Source organism: Mycobacterium sp. IS-1742, from assembly GCF_001500125.1.
Lineage (GTDB): Bacteria > Actinomycetota > Actinomycetes > Mycobacteriales > Mycobacteriaceae > Mycobacterium.
The window spans coordinates 176,945-198,737 of record NZ_LQIV01000045.1 but is presented as its reverse complement, the minus strand read 5'-3'; the positions used below and the strand labels follow the sequence as shown (position 1 = coordinate 198,737).

Genomic DNA, 21,793 nt, shown 5'->3' with positions numbered 1-21,793 from the left:
ACCCAACGTCTTCGAAATCCCCGGGCTACCGCCGATGGTGCTGCCGTGGCCGCCGCCGCCGCCACCTCCGCCACCGCCGGCACCTCCGCCTCCGCCACCGCCGGCTTGACGGCGGCGGTAGGTCTCAACGCAGCTTGTCGAAGCTGACCACCGTGCCGCGGTTGATCGACACCCAGTCTCTGGCCTCCAGGTACGGACGAAGCGTATCGGCGATGGCCTGCTGGTCGGCCGGGGTCTTCGGCCGCTGCAGCTCGTAAAGGTGCGGGAACTCCGTCCACGCCACGACGGCGTCCCACAACCGCAGCGCGGCCTGGCCGACCGGCGGATCAATCAGCACCGGCCCGAACAGGCACTGACCCACATTGTTCTTTCCGGACGGTCAGTGCGCATCATCGACCAGCCGTAGGACCACTCCCGCTCCCATGGATGCTTCTTGCCTTCCAGTCGGTTGATCTCCTCGAGGCTGAAGAAGCGCCAGTTCACCTCGAGGCCGGTCTGGTCGCGTACGGAGCGGATCCACCGCGACGTCTGGTACGCGAACGGACACATGACGTCGAAGTGGAAGTCAACGGAGGCAGGGTGACTGGTCACATCGTGAACCTCAGGTTGCGGGCGGCGCGGTCGCCGATCTCGTCATCGCCCGTCCAGCTGATCGCACCGGAGTCGATCTGCTGCTGCGGGTCGATGCGTCCACACGCGAGCTGGATGAACGTCGTGGAGTCGGTGGTCACGGTGACGTCCGGGTGCTCGACGTGGTCGACCTGCGCGGCCCGTCCGTCGACGGCGACGTGGATCTTGCGGGTGAGCGGGCCGGTGAGGTCGAAGGTGAGGCTCTTGCCGCCGGGAAGGGCGACCTTCTTGCCGACGATGTAGCCGATCGAGTTCTCCACCTGTTCCAGCGCGATCTCCGCCGCGACGCCGCCGTCGTCGGTCACCCGGCCGAGCGGCGTGGTGATGTCACGCTCGTGCACCCAGAAGTCGAAGACCCGGATCGCCAGGAAGCGACCGTACGTGCCGGGGCCGACGGGCATCCAGGAGGGGCGGGCCAGATCTTCGTTCGTCAAGGCGGCCAGATCTTGACGCCGGCGGTCGTAGACGCCGTGCACCTTTGCGACGTACGGAGTGTCGTCGGCGAGGAACGCGCCGGCCCGCTCGAACGGCGGTGGGGTCGTGTCGTCGTCGGGCAACCACCCCGACATGACGGCCTCGATGCTGGTGACATGGTCGACGACGCCGCGCACGTTCCAGTCCGGGCAGAGTGACTGGACCTGCCACTCGGCATCGCTGAGGTCCGCGCACAGAACCTCGAATGCGTCGTAGCAGTGTTCCAGCGCGCCGCGGATCTCGTCGAGACTTCGATTTTTCACGCTCGCATCATCTCTCCGCAGGCGGCTCCGGACCGGTCTTTTGGCGACGGTGGCTGTCGTTGGGCTCGACGAGAGGTCCGTACCCGGTCTCAGTAGCCCCGCACGCCGGCGGCTGCCGACCACGAAGAGGGCATGCGGGCAGCGGCGCCGTGCGGGGTTCATGGCGTCATGCAGCCGAGGTCTCCCGCGAAACGCCCGGATAAGGGAGTTCTCCCACCTCACGCCGGTGTGTTGTGTAGGACTGCGCTGTGTTCGATCGGTGATCGGTGCATGCGAAGGTCGTTGATGGTCGGCTGTGCCGAAGGAGATCCCGAAGAGCAGTGTCAACTCCTCGGACACGGCGAGAATCTCACGGACCACATCGGCGTACACACCCGAGTCGCTGGCCGCCCTCGGCCCCCAGATGATCGAGCTATCCAGTGAGCTTGCCGACGGCGCCCACCCCTATCTGGTCACTCCCGAACAGACCGCAGCGACTCGCACGACCCTGGGACCGGACAAATGGGTCATCTCCGAGCAGGCCGTGGCAATCGGCGGCGGCGCCGGAGAGCAACTCCGGCGCGCGCACAACCACGTCGGGTTCTACATTCCGCTGTCGAACTACCGAAACTCTCGGCTGCGACAGGTATTTGACGAGTCGGACCTGGTGCTCGGTGGATCCGACCGGCTGGTCCGCTCTCTGGTCGGCATGGGAAGCGCCGAACAAGCCGCCGCGTCAATCACCGCACACCTCGATGCCGGTGCCGCCCACGTCGTCATCCAGATCGTCGGCGACGGAGCGACCAAGGACCCGCGGCCGCCGCTACGGGAACTGGCTTCCGCGTTGCCACTTTGACGGGACGTCTTCGACGAGTTCCCCGGCCGCCAGCGAGCGGAAGCTAAACGGTCGACCAGCGAGACTCAGCATCTGTAGTGACCTCTGACGCGAGTGCCGTTCTTCTTTGTATAACCGTCGACCCATGTGCACCCGATGTTGGGTACGTTCGCACTGGGCGCATCCGGCACGGGGGGTGTATACGGCGGATTAGCTGGCGGCGGCGCAATCACCGGCGCAGCCGGCGCGCTGCCAGCAGCCCCACTAGGACAGTAGTGGGCCAGCGCCGACGTCGCGATCACTTTGCCCTGGTCGAAACTGTATGGGCTCGGCTTGTTCTCGTTACCCACGTCGTTCAGCACCAGGTCGACGAGCGGCATGGACGGATACTGCCGGGCGGTGTCACATATTGAGTGACCGAGAGCGATGACATAGTCCCGGCCGAGAATCGGAACGCCATTGGCCTCGATCGCCGCCAAGTAAGCGTCGTCGGTCGGTGAGGCTGAGGCAACCGGCGCTACGGCCCAGCCAGCGGCGCAACATAGAGCCACTGCGGCCCCTGTAGTGATCGCTGCCCGCTTAACCGCGAGCATCCCCGCAACTTCATGTTTCCCCCAAGAAGACTCTGTCGTGAATTGCACATTGTGTGTCGCGATCGGCCGCGGCGGCGTTACTCCAGCATCGCTTCGCTGCGGATTAGCGGGCTCCCGAACGCGGGCGAACGCAGCGACGCGGCAACAACCAGGAACGGCGCGGTCGAACTATCCGGGGCGTACGCCTTCAACTACCCACGACACAGCGTATTTTCGGCGTGACAGCGGAGAGGTGAGGTGGCGATTCGGCGCAGGACACGTCGACGCCGTCCCGAAGACGGATCAGCCGAACCTTCCCGGTCGCGATCGCCGCCTTTGCCGACCTGCCCGCACTCTGTCGACACATAGGCGCAGTTTGTCATCTCTCCAACCAGCAGTCCGCGTTGCGGTGGTGCATGTCAGCACTGTTGGCCTGGGTTGCTGAGCGGTTCCCCGCGAGGTCGTCAACCTGGGCGCGAGTGCTTGGAAGGCGTTTGTCGGACGCGCCGAAGAACTACGCGGTAGCCCGCGATCCCCGACGGGAGTCCGCTCATTCCGGCCCACGCTCCAGCGCTGCGCACGCTCGCGACAGTCTCAGATTTCGCGTTTGCGTCGGGAATGTTCCCAAAGTGTTCCCACCGCCGATGAAAACGGCCCCCGGAGGTGATCTCCGAGGGCCGTTTTACCTGGTAGCGGGGACAGGATTCGAACCTGCGACCTCTGGGTTATGAGCCCAGCGAGCTACCGAGCTGCTCCACCCCGCGTTGGTGAACATGAGGTTACCCAAGCCCGGCTTGGTATTCCAAATCGGGCGCTCACCAGCGGCTTCAGCACCCTCGACCCACCGCGACCGTGCGCATCCCGCCGCCGTTTTGCGGCGCGTCGCGGTGCAGACACGCACGCTCGCGGTGGAAGGTTACGCGCGGACGACCTGGCCGGTGCGGAACACCCCTGCCGGGTCGTAGCGCTCCCCCAGCGCCGCCAGCCAGTGCCTGACGTCCTCGGTGTAGACCCGCGCCGCGCGGCCCGGATCCGTCGACGGCGCAAAGTTCGGCAATTGGCCACCGGTCGACCAGTGCCCCAGCGACCGCATCACGGCGGCGGCGTGTGCCGGCACCACCTCGGCGATCTCCGGCATCAGCGCGCCGATGGTCGTCAGCGCGAACGCCGCGTCACGATGGCAGAGCGCGCTGCGATGCCGCGGCTCCCGCGCCATCGCCCCACCGAGGTGGCGGACCTCCACGATCACCTGCACCGACTCCGAACCCGGCCCCGCCACGGCCACCAACGCCTCGGCGGCCGACTGGTCGAAGCTGTGCAGCAGCGTGTGATCCTCGTACACCGGCATCGGGTCGACGGGATCGGCGTGCACCGCCCCGATCGCGGAGTACGGCAGCACCCCCACCGTGTCCATCACCGCCGGCGCCACCGCCCGCATCGGCGCGAGGATGCGTTCGGCCTCCGCGAAATCACCCACCGCCGTGTAGCGCACCGCGACGGTCAACCGGCCGGCGAGCGGCTCGGGCACCCCCGGCAGCGGCGGAAGTTGTTGCAGCGCAACCGAGGTGTTCACCGTCTCCGGCAGACCCCCACACCAGTCCGCCCAAGCCCGCAGCACCACGGGTGCATCGTCGCCGTCGAAATAGACGGCCCCGCCGTAGAACTCGGGGATCGGCAGCAGGTCGAACTCCACCGAGGTGACGATGCCCAGCGTCGCCTTTCCGCCGCGCAGGCCCCAGAACAGATCGGCGTGCTCGTCGGGCGTAACCCTCAGCACCTCCCCTGTGCCGGTGACCAATTCGAACGCCCGCACATGGTCCGAGGACGCGCCCACGGTGCGCACCAGCGGCCCGATGCCGCCGCCGGTCAGAAAGCCCACCACACCGACTCCCGGCGCCGAACCGACCACCGGCGCCAGCCCGTAGGGGCAGGCCGCGTCGAGCACCTGCTGCCACCGCACCCCCGCGCCCACCCGCGCGGTGCGGTTCAACGCGTCGACGGCGCAGGCGGTCATCCCGGACGTGACGACCAGGATCGTGCCCGCGTCCACCCCGATCGCCCCGTGCCCGGTGGCCTGCACCGTCACCCGCAGGCCGCGGGCGGCGGCGAACCGCACGGTGTCGGCGACATCAGGCGTCGACGTCGCCAGAACGACCGCGGCGGGCCGCACGTCGGCCGCCACGTTCCACGGAATGCACCGCTCGTAGCCGGCCTCCCCCGGCAGGGCCACCGGCGCGGACACGTGGTCCCGGATGGCGGCCACGGGTTCGGCGAGCTCGTCGCGGGCGAGGTCGGTCATGGTCATCGAGGGGTCCCTTTCACAGCGCTGTGGTCGAAGTCGGTGCACAGCGTGCGTCATCACACTTGGCGTCGGCTTGGTACGTCGCACCAAGCGGGTTCCAAGCCCCGCTCACGCGAGCCGACGTGCCCGTTCGGCGACGCCGCGCATGCCGAGTGCATCGGCATCGGCGGCGAGCGCCCGCGCCGTCGCCTGGCGCTGCGGGCCAGGGCCGGCGAGTTCGCAGCGCACCAGGCGGCATCGCAGCAGAACCGGCGCCGCTGCGGTACTGGCGGCGATGTCTTCGGCGACGGCGAGGTCGGCCAGCGCGCTGTCGGCGTCGCCCACGAGGGCATGCAGCCGTGCCGTCGCCAACGCGACGGGGCCGACCACACCGACCTGACCGATCACCGCGATCCGGTCGCCGAACGGAACGATCCGGTCCATCAGCGTCGGCGCGAACTCCGCGAACCCGTAGTCGCACGCCAGATGCGCCAGCAGCACCGCATGGCCGAGTGCGGTCCACACGTGCGGCCGGTACGGCGAGGCGTGCCACTCCTGCAACCGGTCCCGCGCCTGGGCCCGCGCCTCGTCACCGCTGTCGACGGTGAGCAGCGCGGTCTGGACCAGGCCAACCATCCCCTGTCCCCCGCTCTCGGTGTCGGCGCGCAAGCCGGGCCAGCCCGGCGCCACCGGCTCGCCCTTCTCACGGATCAGCGTCACCGCGGCCACCAGACCGCTGCCGGCTTCGTACAGTTCGGTCTGCTCGTGCACCTCCGCGGCGATCCGGTGGTGACGTTCGGCTTCGGCGAAATCGCCCTGCCACACCGCCAGTACCGCCTCCATCCAGCGCAGCTGCGCCCGCAGCACCGGCAGGCGCAACTCCTCGCTGCCGGAGATACCCTCCTGCAGATGAAGTTTCGCCGCATCGATGTCCGCGAGGTTGACCGCGGCCATGGTCGCCACCGAGTGCGCGATGACCGTGTCCTCGCGGGATCGGCTGTGGCCCAGAACGTTCAACTCGGCGACCCACTGCAGGGTCTGATGGCTGTAGACGGCCACCCCGGAATAGGTGATCAACCGGCCCATCAGCACGTCGGCCACGACGTCGCGGTCACCGGCGACCTCGGCCAACCGAGCGGCCCGTTCCAGGTACCCGGCCGAGACCCCGGCGTCGGCGTGGTAGCAGTGCCCGACGGCCAGGGCGGCGAACACCCGCGCGCCCGCCGCCGGTTCCGCCTCGGCCAGCACCGCGGCCCGATCCAGCAGCGAGAGCAGTTCGCCCGGGTCGTGGCCGGGCGCCAACCACGGCCAGCCGCCGCTGGCCCGCAGCAGTGCACTGGCCAGGCGCCCTGCCGTCGCGGCCCGTCCGGCGCGCACCGCCTCGCCGAGTTGTCCGGCCACGGTGTCGAGGACCAGTCGGCCACGCCCGGCGCGCGAATGCGCCTCCAGCATCGACACCGTCAGGCCGTCGCGTTCCTCGTCCGCGCGTGACGCCGCCGGGAGCCGGTCGTAGGCGTCCAGCGCGGCCTGCCACCACCGCGCCGCGATGTCCGAACTCCACCGCGCGGTGGCGTCCTCGGCGGCCAGCCGGCAGGCCTGCACCACCGTTTCGGCGTCCACCAGCGGTTGGGCGGCGATGAGGTGCTGGGCGCGACGGGTCAGCGCACCGTCGGCGGTGCTGCCCTCGAGCACGTCGGCGATCTTGGCGTGCAGCCGTTGTCGGCGCAGCGGCGGCAGGCCGGCGATGAGGTGGTCACGCAGGAGTCCGTGCGCGAAGGCGTACCCGTCGCCGGTGTGTGCGGCGACCACGATGCGTTCGTCGGCCGCATCGTCGAGGTGGTCGGCCAGCGTGTCGACATCCATCCCGGTGGCCTGCGCCAGCACTGGAACCGCATCGGAATCGAGGGTGTCGCCGATGATCGCGGCCGTGCGCAGCACCTGCACGGCGGCCGGGTCCAGTCCGGCCAGCCGCCGATCCAGCACCGATTTCACCGCGACCGGGAGCTCGCTGCCCACTCGCTCGGCGCGGGGCAGGCGGGCGTACTCGGAGACGAAGAACGGGTTGCCGCCGGTGCGGTCGGCCAGCAGCGCCGCCTCGGCATCGGTCACCGGATCGTCGGCCACCTGATTCGCCAGCGCCGCAACGTCTTCGGTGGACAACGCCGGCACGGCCACATGCCGGTTGCGATCGCCCCGGGCCACCGTGGTCACCAGTCGCGACACCTCGGTGCTGTGGTCGCCGTCGCGCACGGTCAGGACCATCGCCACCGGATGGTCCCGCAGCGCACCGGCGACGTAGGCCAGGCACGCCGCCGACGTGGTGTCGGCCCACTGCACGTCGTCGATCACCACCGCCAGCGTGCGGGGCGCCGATTCGAGGAGCGTCTGGACACGTTCGTAGACGTGGAATCTGGCGGTGTCCGGGTCGGCATCGGGCGGCACCTCCAACACCTGGTCGGGATCGGCGCCCAACGCCCGCACGAGCTGGCGCATCGGCCACCACGGTGGTGTCGCCCGCTCGTCGGGACAGCTCACCCACACCGTGTCCCCGCCGTGGCCGACCACCCGCGCGGCGATCTCCTCCGCCAACCGGGTCTTGCCGATCCCGGCCGGGCCCGACAGCACCAACCAGCGGGCCGCGCCCGCCGCGACGTCGGCGAGAACACCGGCGGCGGTGGTCAATTCGCGACCGCGTCCGATCAGCGGAGCGCGCCGCGGCGCCACCGAAACCACCTCGGGTTCGGCCGCGGGCGCCGCGGGCGTCGCCACCTCACCGGCGCCGGTCCACTCCGGGGACCGCGGCCACGCCGCCAACTCGGGAGCCTGCCGCAGGATCGCGGTCTGCAACTCGAGGACCTCCCGGCCAGGCTGGACGCCGAGTTCGTCGTCGAGCAGGCGGGCGTGTCTGGTGTAGACCTCCAGCGCGTCGGCCACCCGGCCGGCCCGGTACAGCGTCAGCATGTGCAGCCAGCAGCCGCGATCCGACAGCGGTGCGGCCGAGCGCAATTCGGCCACCGCGGCCAGCGCCCGCGGCACCCGGCCCAGCGCCAGAAGGGCCGTGATCCGGGCGTCCAGACAGTCCGACCGCAACTGTTCGGCCCGGGCCGCCTCGTCCGCCACCCACGGCTCGTCGGACAGATCGGCCAGCAGCGGTCCACGCCACCACGCCAGGGCGTCGTCCGCGGCGGTGAGCGCCTCGTCCCAGTCACCGCTGTCGATGGCGGCGGCGGCCTTCGCGCAACCGGCCGCGAACACCGCGATGTCGACCTGGCCGGGTTCGACGTCCAGGTAATAACCCGGCGGTTGCCGCACGATCGGCGACGCCACTTGCGACTGGTCCCCGTCGCGCAGGGCACGGCGCAGGTTGGAGATGTAGGCCTGCAGGCCGGCCGTCGCGCTGCCCGGGGCGTCGTCACCCCAGACGGCGTCGATCAACCGGTCCACCGACACGACCCGCCCCGCCGCGAGCAGCAGCACTGCGAGCACCGCGCGCTGCTTCGGCGGGCCGATGTCGACCGGCGAGTCCGCCTGCGTCACCTGCAGCGGTCCCAGCAAACGAAACTGCACCGGAGAAGCTTACGGGCAGTTCCGCGTCGGGTCAGCGCGTCTCGGAGTACTTGTTCATCGCGTCGTCCAGACGCTGCAGCGCCTCACCGTAGTCGGCGAAGTTGCCGGTGCGCTGCGCGTCCTGCAGGCCGCTCATCGCTTCCTGGACCTCCTGCAGCGCCGCGGCTTTCGCCTCGGACAGCTGCTGGGGACCCGTCGGCCCCGGCGGGACGGCGCCCGCGGGAGGCGGTGTCGGCGCCCGGCCGGCCTGGTTGTTCGGCGTCTGCGCGGCGGGCTGCTGACCGTCGGCCGGTCGCTGTGCGGCCGGCTGACCGTCGGGCAGATTGGTGGGCGCAGGACCGGTGGCGGTCGCGTCGGCGCCCGGACCGAACAGGTCGGTGAGGGCGTCGCGCACCGTCGGGCCGTACCCGACCTGATCGTTGTAGAACATGGCCACGCGGATCAGGCGCGGATACGTCGACGCCGCGTCGCTGGTGCCCGGCGAGGCGTACACCGGCGCCACGTACAGCAGGCCGCCCGGGCCCACCGGAAGGGTCAACAGATTGCCCCACCGGATCCGGTTCTGGTTGTCGCGGCCGATGACGCCGAGGTCCTGGCTGACCGCGGTGTCGGTGCTGATCGCGTTGAACGCCAGCTTCGGGCCGTTGACCTGACCCGGGATGGTCAACACCGTGATCTGCCCGTAGTTCTCGGGGTCCGAACTCGCGCTCATGTAGGCGGCGAGGAAGTCACGACGGAACCGGTTCATCGCGCTGGTCAGCTGGAAGGCCGCCGAACTGTTGTTCTCGGCAAGGTCTTTCGCGACGATGTAGTACGGCGGCTGGAAGCTGCTGGCCGTGGGGTTCGGATCCAGGGGGACGTCCCAGAAGTCCGACGTCGAGAAGAACGTCACCGGATCGTCGACGTGGTACTTCGCCAGCAGCGCGCGCTGCACCTTGAACAGATCCTCGGGGTACCGCAGGTGCTCCTGCAGCTCCGGCGAGATCTCGGCCTTCGGCTTGACCGTGTCGGGGAACACCTTCATCCACGCCTGCAGCACGGGATCGGTCTCGTCCTGGGCGTACAGGGTCACCGTGCCGTCGTAGGCGTCGACGGTGGCCTTCACCGAGTTCCGGATGTAGGACACCTGCTTGTTGAGCGCCAGCCGGTTCACGGCCACCTCGTTGGAGTCGGCCGTGGCCGACGACAACGACGTCAACTCCGAGTACGGGTAGTTGTCCAGCGTGGTGTAGCCGTCGACGATCCACACGATCTTGCGGTTCACGATCGCCGGGTAGACCGTGGTGTCGGTGGTCAGCCACGGCGCCACGGCCTCCACCCGGTCGGCGGGGTCACGGTTGAACAGGATCTTGCTGTTCTCGCCGATCACGTTGGAGAACAGGAAGTTGCGCTCGGCGAACTTCGCCGCGAACAGGCTTCGCGTCAGCCAGTTGCCGATCGGCACACCACCGGATCCGGTGTAGGTGTAGTTGCGGGTCTCGACGTTGTTCTCGTAGTCGTACTCGCGCGGATTGCCGTTCTCGCCGACGATCGCGTAGTCCGACGGGGTGTTGGCGATGACCGGGCCGAAGTAGATGCGCGGCTGGTCCAGCGGCGCAGGCCCCGGCGAGGCGACGTTGCCGTTGGCGCCCACCACGCTGGCCAGGAACTCCGGGTAGCCGCCGTTCTGGTTGGGGTCGTTGGCGATCCCGCGGACCGTGTTCGCCGGCGACGCGATGAACCCGTTGCCGTGGGTGTAGACGGTGTGCCGGTTGATCCAGTCCCGCTGGTTGTCGATCAACCGGTCGGGGTTGAGCTCGCGGGCGGCGACCACGTAGTCGCGCAGATTCCCGTCGCGGTCGCGGTAGCGGTCCATCGCCAGCTGCTCGGGGAAGAAGTAGAAGTTCTTGCCCTGCTGGAACTGGGTGAAGGCCGGACTGACGATGTTCGGGTCGAGCAGGCGGATGTTCGAGGTGGTCGCCCGGTCGGCGGCCACCTGCTGCGCGGTCGCGGGCGCGTTGCCCGGATAGTCGCGGTAGGTGACCACGTCATCGGTCAGGCCGTAGGCCTGCCGCGTCGCGGCGATGCTGCGCGAGATGTACTCGCTCTCCTTCTGCGCGGCGTTGGGCTTGACGCTGAACTGCTCGACCACCAGCGGCCAGCCCGCGCCGACGACCAGCGACGAGAGCAGCAGCAGCACGACGCCGATCGCGGGGATCCGCAGGTCGCGCAGCACGATCGCGGAGAACACGGCGACCGCGCAGATCACCGCGATCGCCAGCAGGATCAGCTTGGCGGGCAGCACGGCGTTGATGTCGGTGTAGCCGGCGCCGGTGAACGGTTTGCCGCCGCGGGTGTGGCTGAGCAGTTCGTAACGGTCGAGCCAGTAGGCGAACGCCTTGAGCAGGATCAGGATGCCGACCAGCGCGACCAGCTGGATGCGTGCCGAGCGGGTCAGCGCCCCGTTGCGCCCGGTCAGCCGGATACCGCCGAACAGGTAGTGGCCCAACAGGTTCGCGATGAAGGCGAGGAACGTCGCGACGAACAGATAGCTCAGCACCAGCCGGTAGAACGGCAGGTCGAAGGCGTAGAACCCGAGGTCGAGGCCGAACTGCGGGTCGGTGACGCCGAATTCACCGCCGTGCAGGAACAGCTGGATCCGCACCCAGTAGCTCTGCGCGACGATCCCGGACAGGATGCCGATGAACGCCGGGATGCCGAAGCCGAACAGCCGCAGCCGCGCCATCACCGTCGTGCGGTAGCGGGCGATCGGGTCGTTGGGGCCCGCGGTCGGGACGAACACCGGCCGGGTGCGGTACGCCAGTGCGAGGCCGGCGAAGACGATCGCCCCGATCACCAGGGAGACGACCAGGAAGACGACGACGCGGGTGAACAGCACCGTGGTGAACACCGACCGGTACCCCAGCTCGCCGAACCACAGCCAGTTCACGTAGGTGTCGATGAACCGCGGTCCGATCAGGAGCAGCACCACCACGGCGAGGGCGACACCGATCAGAATCCGGCTTCGTCGTGTCAGCTTCGGCATCCTCGCGGGGGGCCGCATACCCACTTGGTGTCTCCAGTTTCACTCACGGGAAAGGGGACGTCGTCACCGACGTGCCCCAACTCTACGCACCAGCCGGTTCGCGTTCGGTCAGCACCGTGGTGGTTCGCCACCAGCGGAAATCGCGTTGAGCGCGTCGACGGCCTCGGTCAGGGTGCCGACCTTGACGAGCTCCAGCCCGTCCTGCGGGTCGGATTTCGCCTCGGCGCAGTTGTCGGCGGGCACGAGGAACACGGTGGCGCCGGCCTCCCGCGCCGCGAGGGTCTTGTGGGTGATGCCACCGATCGACCCGACCTCGCCGTCGCCGGTGATGGTGCCCGTTCCGGCGACGAACTTGCCGTGGTTGAGGTCGCCCGAGGTGAGCTTGTCGATGACCGCGAGGCTGAACATCAGTCCCGCCGACGGCCCGCCGATGTTGGCCAGGTTGAAGTCGATCTTGAAGGGCGCCCACGGGGCGTCGACAACGCCGATGCCGAGGTAGCCGTAATCCCTGTCCTCGTTCTTGCCGAGGGTGACGGTGGCGGTCCCGAGCGGATCGTTCTCGTCCTTGCGCCGGAAGTCGAGCACCAGCTCGTCGCCGGGCCTGGTGGTCTTGAGCAGAGCCTGGAACTCCTCGACGTCGGCGACCGGCCTGCCGTTGACCGCGTCGATCGCGTCGCCGTCCTTGAGCTTGCCCGCCGACGGCCCCGGGTCGGTCACGCTCTCGACGGTGACCGCGCGCGGGTACTTCAGATACGACAGGGCCGCGTACTCGGCGTTGTCCTCGGAGTTGCGGAAATCGGCGGTGTTGGCCTCGTCGATCTCGTCCTTGCTCTTGTCGGGCGGGTAGACGAGTTCGCGGGGCACCAGTTGTTCACGGCCCGACATCCACAGCGTCAACGCCTGGCCGAGGGTCAGGCCGTCGCGCTGCGACACGGTCGTCATGTTCAGATGCCCCGACGTCGGCTTCATCTCGGTGCCCGTGATGTCGACGACCTCCTTGCCGTCCACCTCGCCGAGGGTGTCGAAGGTGGGCCCGGGGCCCAGCGAGACGAACGGGACCGTCACCGCCGAGAGCAGTACGCCGAACGCCACAATCGGGACGAGCGCGATCAGCAGCGTCAGAATCCGCCTGTTCACGCCGCCCACAGTAAGGGAGCACCGCCTCCGTTCACTGACGGCGTGACCGGGCGCACCGCACCACCCGCCGCCGGTGAGTACCGTTGACGGCATGGCTGACCTGCCTTTCGGCTTCTCCTCGGGTGACGACCCGGAGCGAGACAAGCGCAAGAAGGACCCCGACGAGGGGTCCGGGCCCGGCGGTTCGCCGTCGGATCCGTTCAGCTCGATGTTCGGGCAGGGCGGAGCCGGCTTCGACATGTCCGACCTCGGCCAGATCTTCACCAAACTCGGTGAGATGTTCAGCGGCGCAGGCAATATGGCCGCCGGCGGCTCGCAGTCCGGACCGGTGAACTACGACCTCGCGCGGCAACTCGCGTCCAGCGCGATCGGCTTCGTCGCGCCGGTGCCCGCCCAGACCGCCTCGGCGATCACCGACGCGGTGCGGCTCGCCGAGACCTGGCTCGACGGCGTCACCCCGCTGCCTGCGGGCACCACCCGCGCGTTCGCCTGGACACCCACCGACTGGATCGACAACACGCTGGAGACCTGGAAGCGGCTGTGCGACCCGGTGGCCGAGCAGATCTCCACGGTGTGGGCCTCGGCGCTGCCGGAGGAGGCCCGCGCGATGGCCGGGCCGCTGATGGCGATGATGTCGCAGATGGGCGGCATGGCGTTCGGCTCGCAGCTCGGGCAGGCGCTCGGCAAGCTGTCCAAGGAGGTGCTGACGTCGACCGACATCGGGCTGCCCCTCGGCCCGAAGGGTGTGGCCGCTCTGATGCCGGAGGCCGTCGAGACCTTCTCGGAGGGGCTCGAGCAGCCGCGCAGCGAGGTGCTGACGTTCCTGGCAGCCCGGGAAGCCGCGCACCATCGGCTGTTCAGCCATGTGCCGTGGCTGTCGAGCCAGCTGCTGTCGGCGGTCGAGGCGTTCGCGCGCGGCATGAAGGTCGACATGAGCGGCATCGAGGACCTGGCCCAGGGCATCAACCCGGCGGCGCTGACCGATCCGTCGCAGATGGAGCAGCTGCTCAACCAGGGCATCTTCGAACCGAAGGCGACCCCGGAGCAGATCGCGGCGCTCGAACGCCTCGAGACCCTGCTGGCGCTCATCGAGGGCTGGGTGCAGACCGCGGTCACCGCCGCGCTGGGCGACCGCATCCCCGGAACCGGCGCGCTGTCGGAGACGCTGCGCCGGCGGCGAGCCACCGGCGGGCCCGCCGAACAGACCTTCGCCACCCTGGTCGGACTCGAACTGCGCCCGCGGAAGCTGCGGGAGGCCGCGGTGCTGTGGGAGCGGCTCACCGAGGCGGTCGGCCCGGACGCCCGCGACGGCGTGTGGCAGCACCCGGACCTGCTGCCGTCGTCGGAGGATCTCGACGAGCCGGCCGCGTTCATCGACCGGATCGTCGGTGGTGACACGAGTGGTCTCGACAGTGCGATCGAAGAGGCCCTCACCGACCTCGAGAAGGGCCCGGACGACGGCCCCGGGGACGATCAGCGGTAGTTGTCCACAGGCCTGTGGATGAACGCCGGGTGAGGTCGGCGACCCGTGGCAGAGTCCTTCCATGTCTCCTTCTGCGGTGTCGTACGTGCTCGAGGCGGCCCTGCCCGTGCTCCTGCGTCCGGACGGTGCGGTGCAGCTCGGATGGGATCCGCGGCGCGCGATGCTGGTCCGCCCGCCGGCCGGCCTGACCGCGTCGGCTCTGGCCGGCCTGTTGCGGGCTCTTCAGGCCGGGATGACGATGGCCGATCTGTGCGCCGAGGCGGACCGGCACGGGACCGCCGACGCGGCCGACCTCGCCGAACTCACCTCCGCGCTCGCGGACGCGGGCGTGCTCACGGTCGACCCGCCTCGGCGCCGCCGGACACCGAGCGTCCGCATCCACGGCCGCGGTCCGTTGTCCGATCTGCTGGTCGCGAGCCTGCGGTGTTCGGGCGCGCGCGTCGGGCACACCCGCACCCCGAAGGCGCCCGCCCCACCCGAGGCCACCGACCTCGTCGTCCTGGCGGACTACCTGGTGACCGAACCGCGGGTGGTGCGCGACCTGCACACCGCGCGCCTCGCCCACCTTCCGGTCCGGGTGCGCGACGGGTCCGGGCTGATCGGTCCGCTGGTGTTCCCCGGCCGCACAAGCTGTCTGACCTGCGCAGATCTGCACCGCAGTGACCGCGACGCGGCGTGGCCGGCGCTGGCGGCCCAGCTGCGCGGCACTGTCGGCAGCGCCGACCGGGCCACCGTGCTGGCCACCGCGGCCGTCGCACTCGACCGTATCCACCGGGTGCTGCGGGCGATCCGCGACACCGGCGACCCCGCGAGCGCGGCGGATCCCGGCGCCACGGACACCACCTGGGAGTTCGACGTCGGCACCCGCACCACCGTCGTGCGCCGGTGGTCGCGGCATCCGCGTTGCACCTGCTGAGGGCCGGTTGTGACCTGCTCGCTGTGGGTGCGACCGGCGCCGTCATGGATGATGGTCTGGTGGCTGACATCAAGCGCGGGCGCGCCGCCCGCAACGCGAAGCTGGCGAGCCTGCCGGTTGGCATGGCCGGGCGCGCGGCGTTGGGCTTCGGCAAACGGCTGACCGGCAAGTCCCGCGACGAGGTCAACGCCGAACTGATGGACAAGGCGGCCCAACAACTCTTCACCGTGCTCGGCGAGCTCAAGGGCGGCGCGATGAAAGTCGGCCAGGCCCTGTCGGTGATGGAGGCCGCGATCCCCGAGCAGTACGGCAAGCCGTACCGCGAAGCGCTGACCAAACTGCAGAAGGACGCCCCGCCACTGCCCGCCGCGAAGGTGCACCGGGTACTCGACGCCCAACTGGGCACCAAGTGGCGGGACCGCTTCGCCTCCTTCGACGACACGCCGATCGCCTCGGCCAGCATCGGCCAGGTGCACAAGGCGGTGTGGGCCGACGGCCGCGCGGTCGCGGTCAAGATCCAGTACCCCGGTGCCGACGAGGCGTTGCGCGCCGACCTCAAGACGATGCAGCGCATGGTCGGTGTGCTCAAGCAACTCGCGCCTGGGGCAGATGTCCAGGGCGTCGTCGACGAGCTCATCGAGCGCACCGAGATGGAACTCGACTACCGGCTCGAAGCCGACAATCAGCGGGCGTTCGCCAAGGCCTACGAGGGTGATCCGAACTTCGTGGTGCCCCACGTGGTCGCGAGCGCCCCGAAAGTCGTCATCCAGGAATGGATCGACGGGATCCCGCTGTCCCACATCATCCGGGAAGGCACTCAGGAACAGCGCGACCTGATGGCCACCCGCCTGTTCGAGTTCTGCGACGACGCGCCGACCCGGCTCGGGATGGTCCACGGCGACGCCCATCCCGGCAACTTCATGCTGATGTCCGGCAACCGGATGGGCGTCATCGACTTCGGCGCGGTGGCGCCGATGCCCGGCGGCTGGCCGGTCGAGCTCGGCCAGCTCCTGCGCTACGCGGTGGACAAGAACTACGACAAACTCCTGCCGACCATGGAGAACGCCGGGTTCATCCAGAAGGGCCAGCAGGTCTCCATCCGCGAGATCGACGACATGCTCAAGCAGTACGTCGAACCCCTCGAGGTTCCGGTCTTCCACTACAGCCGAAAGTGGCTGCAGAAGATGACGACGCTCGAGCTGGACAAGGCGGCTGGGCAGATCAAAGCCGCCCGCCAGATGGACATCCCGCCCAAACTCGCGATCCCGATGCGGGTGATCGCGTCGATCGTGGCCATCTCCTGTCAGCTGGATGCGCATGTCGACACGCGACGCATCGCCGAGCAGATGGTGCCGGGTTTCGCCGACCCCGACGCGGTGTAGCGCCGGGGTCGAGCGAGAATCACGCTGCGACAGAACCTTTCGTGTTCTTGCGCGGCCGTCCCCGCGGACGCTTACGCGCGACGACGGTGCCTCGTTCGAAGATCTCGCCGCCCCACACACCCCACGGCTCCTGACGCTCCAACGCCGCCGTCAGGCACTCGCGGCGGATCGGGCACGCCGCACACAGCGTCTTGGCGCGCTCGAGGTCGACGGGGCTTTCGGCGAACCACAGGTCGGGATCGCCCACATGACACGGCAATTCGGGTAGCACCCTGTCGAGGCATGTCTCCACGGACATGAACTTCCTGCTTCCTGGTCGGTGTTTCCTCGGCCATCTGTCTTTGGCTGGATCCGGGACCAGGTCTTCGGAGGGAGTTCCCCTGGAAAAGACCATGGCCACGGATCCGGCGACTGCGGGTCCGTGGCCATTCGGCTTGGGTGGGGGCTCTACCTGGGTGGAACCCCGTTCCACGGACTGCGGGTCGCGGCGGTGGCGGCGCGGCGCTTGCGCTGCGCGGGAATGGCAGCACGCATGGCCGCGGCATGAGCCGGGATGCCGGCCGGTGCTGCGACGGGGATCGGAGCGACTGTCCGAAGGGTGCGCGCGATGCCGGCAACGGCTACGCCGGTGAACACGAAATTGCTGTCCATGATCCGGGCACCCTCCTTTCTTCTCTCCGCCCAACGTGTGATCTTGAGGCTAGAGCCTAGCAGCGAAATCGCACAACTCATTTTCTACCAGCGGTTTTGGCGCGATCTTTGCGGTCGGTGGCAGTCTCAGCCGCGCGCATTGACCAACGACAGAACGTCGGCGCCGTACTGCTCTAGCTTGCGAGCCCCGATCCCGGGGATGGCGACGAGCGCCGCCTCGTCGGTGGGCAGCGACTCGGCGATCGCGATGAGCGTGTTGTCGGTGAACACCACGAAGGCCGGAACCTTCAGTTCCTTCGACACCTTCAGGCGCCAGTCCTTGAGCGCGGCGAGCAGCTGTTCGTCGATGTCCGACGAGCAAGTCTCGCAGCGGCGCAACATGATCGCCGCAGGGGTCGTCAGCGTGTTGTTGCACACCCGGCACCGCGGAGTCGCCCCTTTGGCGCGGCGCGGCCGGTTCGCCGACGGCTCGGGCGCGGCGTTCGGGGCCACCCCGTTGAGGAACCGCGACGGCCGACGGCCCTGCCGCCCGCCCGGTGCCCGCGCCAGCGCCCAGCTCAACGTGAGATGGACGCGCGCCCGGGTGATCCCGACGTAGAGCAACCGGCGTTCCTCCTCCACCGGCTCACTGTCGGGACCGTGGGTCAGCGCGTGCGAGATCGGCAGGGTGCCGTCGGCCAGACCGACGAGGAAGACCGCATCCCACTCCAGCCCCTTGGCCGCGTGCAGCGACGCGAGCGTGACGCCCTGCACGACGGGAGGGTGCCGGGAGTCAGCACGCTGGCGCAGCTCGGTGACCAGACCGCGGAGATCCAGACCCGGTCGCAGGGCGACCTCTTCGTCGACGAGTTCGGCCAGTGCGCGCAGCGCCTCCCAGCGTTCCCGCGCCCGGGTGCCCGCAGGCGGCTCGTCGGTGAGCCCGAGCGGTTCGAGCACGGCCCGGACGACGTCGGCGACCTCGCCCTCGACGTCGCGTTCGGCGGCGCGCTGCAGCGCCACGAGCGCCTGGCGGATCTCCTGGCGGCTGAAGAAGCCCTCGCCGCCGCGCACCTGGAACGCGATGCCGGCCTCGGTGAGCGCCTCCTCGTACACCTCCGACTGCGCATTGATCCGGTACAGCACCGCGATCTCCGCGGCGGGGGTGCCCGCGTCGAGCAGCCTGCGGATGTCCTTGGCGACGGCGGCGGCCTCGGCCACCTCGTCGGTGTGCTCGGCGAAGGACGGCGTGGGCCCCGGCGGGCGCTGGCCCACCAGGTGCAGCTTGCTGCCCGCCATGCGGCCGCGCGCGGCGGCGATCACCCGGTTGGCCAGCGACACCACCTGCGGGGTGGAGCGGTAGTCGCGTTCGAGCCGGATCACCGCGGCGTCGGGGAACCGGCGCGAGAAGTCCAGCAGATAGCGCGGCGTGGCCCCGGTGAACGAGTAGATGGTCTGGTTGGCGTCGCCGACCACGGTCACGTCGTCGCGGGGACCGAGCCACGCGTCGAGCACCCGCTGCTGCAGCGGGGTCACGTCCTGGTATTCGTCGACGACGAAACAGCGATAGCGGTCGCGGAACTCGGTGGCCACCGCGGCGTCGTTCTCGATCGCGGCGGCGGTGTGCAGCAACAGGTCGTCGAAGTCGAGCAGCGCGGTGCCGTCGTGGCGGGCCTTGAGCGCCTCGTAGCCGGCGTAGACGGCGGCCACCTTCGCCGCGTCCATCGGGATGTCACGCCCGGCCTGGGCGACGGCGCCCGGATAGGCCTCCGGGCTGATCAGTGACGCCTTCGCCCATTCGATCTCGCCGGCGAGGTCGCGGACGTCGTCGGTGCCCGCCTGGACGCGGGCCCGGTTGGCGGCCTGCGCGACCACGGAGAACTTGCTGTCGAGCAGCTGCCATGAGGTGTCGCCGACGACGCGGGGCCAGAAGTATCGCAGTTGGCGGCGTGCGGCGGCGTGGAATGTCATCGCCTGGACCGATCCGGTGCCGACGCCGCCGGCCTCCTGGTCGAGCGCCCGCAGCCGGGCGCGCATCTCGCCCGCGGCGCGGGAGGTGAAGGTCACGGCCAGCACCTGCCCGGGCGCGACGTGGCCCGCGGCGACAAGGTGGGCGATCCGGCGGGTGATGGTGCGGGTCTTGCCGGTGCCAGCGCCGGCGAGCACGCAGACCGGCCCCCGAGGCGCCAGGACGGCCTCGCGCTGTTCCTCGTCCAGATCGGCAAGCAGCCGCTCCCGCGACGAGGTGGGGACCTCGACTGGCATGCGCCCCATCTTGACAGGGCGCACCGACAACCGCCCGGTCCGTGTCGGGCATGTCGGGCGGGTCGGTAACGTTGCAGGCCTTATGAGCGCTGCAGACACCCTGACCATGTACACGACCACGTGGTGCGGCTACTGCGTCCGCCTGAAGAAGGCGTTGCAGGTCGAGGGCATCCCGTGGACCGAGGTCGACATCGAGCGCGATCCCGCCGCGGCGGAGTTCGTGATGTCGGTCAACGGCGGCAATCAGACCGTGCCGACGGTGAAGTTCCCCGACGGTTCGGCGTTGACCAATCCGAGCATCAAGGACGTCAAGGCCAAACTCGGCCGCTAGGTGGCGAACGCCCAGGACTCGATGATCTCCCGGGCGATCGAGATCGACCCGGGCAGCAGCAGGCGCGACGCCGATGCGCCTGCGGCGGCGTTCCAGTCACCCTCGGCGAGTGCGGCGCGCACCTCGTCGCGGGTGAACCACCCGGCCTCGGCGATCTCCCCGTCGTTGAACGCGAACGGCTGCTCCGGATCGCCGACGGCGTGGAATCCCACCATCAGCGAGCGCGGGAACGGCCACGGCTGGCTGCCCAGGTAGCGCACGTCGGTGACCGTCAGCCCGACCTCTTCGGCGATCTCGCGCACCACGCACGACTCGAACGATTCGCCGGCCTCGACGAACCCGGCGAGGATCGAGAACAACCGCTCCGGCCACACGGTCTGGCGGGCGAGCACCGCACGGTCGTGCCCGTCGTGCACCAGGCAGATCACCGCGGGGTCGATGCGCGGGAACTCCTCGTGCCCGGTCACCGGGTCGACCCGCGACCATCCGGCCTTGACCGGCTTGGTGGGGGCGCCGTCGACCGGGCTGAACCGGGCGTGGTCGTGCCAGTTGAGCAGCGCGGTGGCGGTGGCCACGAGCTGTGCGCTGGTGTCGTCGAAGATCTGGCCGGCCCGGCGCAGGTCGAGCACCTCCACCTGTTCGCCGGCCGGAGCCCCGTCCTCGGGCGCCTCCAGTGCGGCCCTGACGCCCCATACGTGCCTGCCGTCGCGCAGCCGTCCGAGGAAGACCGCGTGCTCCGGCGGGGCGTCGCCCAGCGCACTCGCCCGCCCCAGCACCGCCTGTGTCCCGGCGATCAGGACCTGATTGCGCCGATCCACCCGCAGCAGCAGCGCATCGGGCCAGCCCGCGGTGGCCGCGTCGATGTCGGTCCGCAGCGTGTCGGCACGGTCGGCGCCGACCCGTGACAGCAGCGGGGTATTGCGCAGCGATTGGAAACCGGTCATCGCTCGGCGTCCGCGCTGCGGATGTAGAGCAGCCGGTCGCCCGTTTCCAGCGCGTCGACCTCGGGGGCGTCGACGCGCACCAGTCCCCCGTCGCGTACCACGCCGAGCACGATGTCGTGCAGATGCCGCGGCGAACCGCCCACCTCCTTCGGGCTGACCTCGCGCTCGGCGATGGCGAAGCCGGCGTCGGGGGTGAGCAGGTCCTCCATCATCTCCACCACGCTCGGGGTCTGCGTGGCGATTCCCAGCAGGCGGCCGGCCGTCTCGGAGGTGACCACCGTCGAATCCGCGCCGGATTGTTCGAGCAGGTGCTGGTTCTCGGCTTCGCGGACCGCGGCGATGATTTTCGCCTTGGGCGCCAACTCGCGGGCGGTTAGGGTGACCAGCACCGCGGTGTCGTCCCGGTTGGTCGCGACGATGATCGCCTTGGCGTGCTGGGCGCTCGCGAGCCGAAGGACCTCCGAATCCGTGGCACTCCCCCGGACCGTGACCAACCCGGCGTTCTTCGCCCGCTCCAGCGCGGCCGGATTTTCGTCGACGACGACGATGTCGGCCGGTGCGACCTCGTCACCGACCATGGCGGCCACCGCGGTCCGGCCTTTGGTGCCGTACCCGATGACCACGGTGTGGTTACGCACTCTGTTCCTCCACTGCTGGATTTTGAACGCCTGGCGGGACTCGGTCGTCAACGTCTCGACCGTGGTACCGATCAGCACGATCAGGAAGGCCACCCGCAACGGTGTGATCACCAGGACGTTGACCAGCCGCGCGCCCTCGGTGACCGGGGTGATGTCGCCGTAACCAGTCGTGGACAGCGACACCGTCGCGTAATAGAAGCAGTCGAGTAGGGACAAACCGTCGGTCTGCGTATCGCGGTAGCCGTCACGGTCGATGTAGACGATGAGCACCACCGCGCACAGCACCCCGAAGGCGATGACGATCCGCTTGGTGATCCGCACCCACGGGCTGGGCACGTCTCGCGGGATCGTGACCCGGTCGACGAGCGAGTGGACGGGTTGATCGGCGAGCGACTGGTTGATTCTTCCGAGCCGGCGCCGGAGACGTCCTTTAGCCACGAGGGT

The 21,793-nt window shown here is 69.5% G+C and carries 16 protein-coding genes, 1 tRNA gene and 1 pseudogene; 5 read left to right on the top strand and 13 right to left on the bottom strand.

The features are described 5' to 3' along the window. Window positions 1-124 precede the first annotated feature (124 nt). Window positions 125-549 (bottom strand): annotated as a pseudogene (locus AU196_RS24910) (mycothiol-dependent nitroreductase Rv2466c family protein). Between the two features lie 38 nt (window positions 550-587). Continuing rightward, window positions 588-1,367 carry a maleylpyruvate isomerase family mycothiol-dependent enzyme gene (locus AU196_RS24905; protein WP_231737715.1) on the bottom strand — a complete coding sequence of 260 codons (780 nt, stop codon included), beginning with the start codon at window positions 1,365-1,367 and terminating at the stop codon, window positions 588-590. Window positions 1,368-1,662: 295 nt separating this feature from the next. Here AU196_RS24905 and AU196_RS24900 point away from each other — a divergent pair, with 295 nt between their 5' ends. Next, entirely contained in the window at window positions 1,663-2,202 is a 540-nt protein-coding gene (locus tag AU196_RS24900; RefSeq protein WP_231737714.1) for an LLM class oxidoreductase, read from the top strand. 65 nt (window positions 2,203-2,267) lie between these two features. Here AU196_RS24900 and AU196_RS25385 read toward each other — a convergent pair whose 3' ends face one another. From AU196_RS25385 to AU196_RS24875, 6 genes are all read right to left on the bottom strand, one after another. After that, window positions 2,268-2,660, bottom strand: coding sequence for a DUF732 domain-containing protein (locus AU196_RS25385; RefSeq protein ID WP_231737713.1), 393 nt, complete (start codon window positions 2,658-2,660; stop codon window positions 2,268-2,270). Between the two features lie 780 nt (window positions 2,661-3,440). Then, a tRNA-Met gene (locus tag AU196_RS24895) sits at window positions 3,441-3,517 on the bottom strand. Between the two features lie 152 nt (window positions 3,518-3,669). Continuing rightward, window positions 3,670-5,058, bottom strand: coding sequence for an FAD-binding oxidoreductase (locus AU196_RS24890; protein WP_059097746.1), 1,389 nt, complete (start codon window positions 5,056-5,058; stop codon window positions 3,670-3,672). Between the two features lie 105 nt (window positions 5,059-5,163). Continuing rightward, window positions 5,164-8,601, bottom strand: coding sequence for an ATP-binding protein (locus AU196_RS24885; RefSeq protein ID WP_502687288.1), 3,438 nt, complete (start codon window positions 8,599-8,601; stop codon window positions 5,164-5,166). A gap of 31 nt (window positions 8,602-8,632) precedes the next feature. Then, window positions 8,633-11,650, bottom strand: a complete 3,018-nt coding sequence (locus AU196_RS24880; protein ID WP_059097745.1) for a UPF0182 family protein — start codon at window positions 11,648-11,650, stop codon at window positions 8,633-8,635. A gap of 84 nt (window positions 11,651-11,734) precedes the next feature. After that, window positions 11,735-12,763 (bottom strand): YlbL family protein, encoded by a 1,029-nt coding sequence (locus AU196_RS24875; protein WP_059097769.1) that lies wholly within the window; start codon window positions 12,761-12,763, stop codon window positions 11,735-11,737. Window positions 12,764-12,836: 73 nt separating this feature from the next. On the opposite strand from AU196_RS24875, the gene AU196_RS24870 reads away from it, so the two are divergent. From AU196_RS24870 to AU196_RS24860, 3 genes are all read left to right on the top strand, one after another. Continuing rightward, window positions 12,837-14,246 carry a zinc-dependent metalloprotease gene (locus tag AU196_RS24870; RefSeq protein ID WP_502687287.1) on the top strand — a complete coding sequence of 470 codons (1,410 nt, stop codon included), beginning with the start codon at window positions 12,837-12,839 and terminating at the stop codon, window positions 14,244-14,246. 61 nt (window positions 14,247-14,307) lie between these two features. Then, the gene (locus tag AU196_RS24865) at window positions 14,308-15,162 is read left to right on the top strand and encodes a hypothetical protein (protein ID WP_059097743.1); all 855 of its coding nucleotides are present in this window, start codon (window positions 14,308-14,310) and stop codon (window positions 15,160-15,162) included. A gap of 44 nt (window positions 15,163-15,206) precedes the next feature. Further along, window positions 15,207-16,544, top strand: coding sequence for a macrolide-binding ATPase MABP-1 (locus AU196_RS24860; protein ID WP_059097768.1), 1,338 nt, complete (start codon window positions 15,207-15,209; stop codon window positions 16,542-16,544). Window positions 16,545-16,563: 19 nt separating this feature from the next. On the opposite strand, the gene AU196_RS24855 is transcribed toward AU196_RS24860, so the two are convergent. The 3 genes from AU196_RS24855 to AU196_RS24850 form a co-directional block, all read right to left on the bottom strand. Then, entirely contained in the window at window positions 16,564-16,842 is a 279-nt protein-coding gene (locus AU196_RS24855; protein ID WP_059097742.1) for a WhiB family transcriptional regulator, read from the bottom strand. 149 nt (window positions 16,843-16,991) lie between these two features. Further along, window positions 16,992-17,195 carry a hypothetical protein gene (locus AU196_RS25740; RefSeq protein WP_157546649.1) on the bottom strand — a complete coding sequence of 68 codons (204 nt, stop codon included), beginning with the start codon at window positions 17,193-17,195 and terminating at the stop codon, window positions 16,992-16,994. Window positions 17,196-17,321: 126 nt separating this feature from the next. Further along, window positions 17,322-19,436, bottom strand: a complete 2,115-nt coding sequence (locus AU196_RS24850) for an ATP-dependent DNA helicase UvrD2 (RefSeq protein WP_197415890.1) — start codon at window positions 19,434-19,436, stop codon at window positions 17,322-17,324. Window positions 19,437-19,518: 82 nt separating this feature from the next. Here AU196_RS24850 and AU196_RS24845 point away from each other — a divergent pair, with 82 nt between their 5' ends. Next, window positions 19,519-19,767 (top strand): mycoredoxin, encoded by a 249-nt coding sequence (locus tag AU196_RS24845; RefSeq protein WP_059097740.1) that lies wholly within the window; start codon window positions 19,519-19,521, stop codon window positions 19,765-19,767. On the opposite strand, the gene nudC is transcribed toward AU196_RS24845, so the two are convergent. Together nudC and AU196_RS24835 are read right to left on the bottom strand one after the other, a co-directional pair. Next, on the bottom strand, window positions 19,764-20,711 hold the full coding sequence (nudC, locus tag AU196_RS24840; RefSeq protein ID WP_059097739.1) for an NAD(+) diphosphatase: 948 nt from the start codon (window positions 20,709-20,711) through the stop codon (window positions 19,764-19,766). The two genes, AU196_RS24845 and nudC, sit on opposite strands and share 4 nt — an antisense overlap. Further along, on the bottom strand, window positions 20,708-21,787 hold the full coding sequence (locus tag AU196_RS24835) for a potassium channel family protein (RefSeq protein WP_059097738.1): 1,080 nt from the start codon (window positions 21,785-21,787) through the stop codon (window positions 20,708-20,710). Before AU196_RS24835 ends, nudC begins: the two co-directional genes overlap by 4 nt. Window positions 21,788-21,793: the final 6 nt, after the last annotated feature.